This window comes from Neobacillus pocheonensis (assembly GCF_050477905.1).
Lineage (GTDB): Bacteria > Bacillota > Bacilli > Bacillales > Cytobacillaceae > Neobacillus > Neobacillus pocheonensis_A.
In genome coordinates this window covers 1-1,676 of sequence record NZ_JBCNAD010000072.1, presented here as the reverse complement: position 1 = coordinate 1,676, position 1,676 = coordinate 1, and the positions used below count along the sequence as shown (strand labels likewise).

General features: G+C 36.0%; 1 protein-coding gene. It reads left to right on the top strand.

The window, feature by feature from the left end:
• Nucleotides 1-478: 478 nt before the first annotated feature.
• Nucleotides 479-1,676 (top strand): group II intron reverse transcriptase/maturase (gene ltrA, locus ABES02_RS27865; RefSeq protein WP_430141064.1); only part of this gene is annotated, 1,198 nt, incomplete at its 3' end.

The window sequence follows — 1,676 nt, the reverse complement described above, 5'->3', positions numbered from 1 at the left end:
TTCTGAATGTACGGGTCTATACCTGCGATACATAGAAATGTGTATATCACCAAATTGTGAGGTTAGATGTGGGTGAGTAAAAATAACTAATATGAAAATCCATGATACGTTATAGGCGTATGAATGCTAACAGGCTTAGAGGAAGCACCTAAGTTCATTCTATAATAGATATAACTCAACGTTGTAAACTGATAACGTGGAGGACTTACTTCTAATGAAACGGTGGCAAGGAAAAGCATTAATGACATTAGTTACTGTATAACTTGTCTTTATATCAGTGAAAGTGGTGGCACAGTACCAATGAAATGTCTAATCCACATGGAGGGATAGCCACTAGACTAACAAAGATTTATTCAACCAAGTAAGGCAGTTCTTTATCGATTAATAAGGTTCTTGTGAGACTAAAAGAGGTTTAACTCCGAAAGGAGTCACCAACTTATTGAAACGGAAGAAACTGAGACACAGTGAATATTATAGTATGCAAGATTGTTTTGACAGACTATATGCTCAAAGTGTCAGTGGTCATCACTTCTATGACTTAACAGTATTAATGGGTTCTAAAGATAATATACGACTTGCCTACCGAAACATTAAAAGAAATACAGGTAGCAAAACTGCGGGAACAGATAAATTAACCATTAACGATATTTTACCTTTAACAGTGGAAGATGTAATAGCAAAGGTTCAAGCCATGTTCAAATGGTATGAACCACAAACGGTAAGGCGTGTATTCATTCCAAAAGGAAAAGGAAAAACAAGACCTTTGGGGATTCCAACGATTTGGGATAGAATCTTTCAACAATGCATACTTCAAATTTTAGAGCCCATTTGTGAGGCAAAATTCCATAAACATAGTTATGGATTTAGACCGAACCGCAGCACTCATCATGCCAAAGCTAGGCTTGAATTTCTTATCAATCAGTCAGGGCTCCATCATTGTGTTGATGTTGATATTAAAGGTTTCTTTGATAATGTTAATCACAGTAAACTATTAAAACAAATGTGGTCACTAGGTATAAGGGATAAATCACTTCTTTCTATTATTTCCAGGCTATTAAAAACAGAGATTGAAGGAGAATGCATTCCTACAAAAGGTACTCCGCAAGGAGGTATCCTATCCCCTTTACTTTCAAACATCGTATTGAATGAATTGGATTGGTGGATAAGTGACCAATGGGAAACGTTTGAAAGTAGATATAATTACTCTACAAACGGAAGTAAATATCAACATTTAAAGAAAACAGCTTTGAAAGAGTGCTTCATCGTCCGCTATGCGGACGATTTCAAGGTAATGTGCCGAACTAGGTCACACTCTATAAAAATGAACTACGCATTGAAAGACTTCTTGAGAAAAAGACTTCATTTGGAAACAAGTGAAGAGAAATCGAAGGTTATTAATCTAAAGAAAAACTCTTCCGAGTTTCTTGGATTTTCAATGAAGGTTGTAAGGAAGGGAAAAACAAGATTTGGCTATGTAGCAAGGTCCGATATGTCGAAAAAGGCAAAAGAAAATGCCTTTCAAAAGATTAAGGAAGCGATAAAAGTAATCAAGAAAAAGCCTTGCATTCAGACAGTTTGGAATTTCAATACTGTCGTCATGGGAATCCAAAACTATTACTCGGTCGCTACTAACATCACAATCAATCTGAATGAGTTAAACGCTCATCTACGCAGAA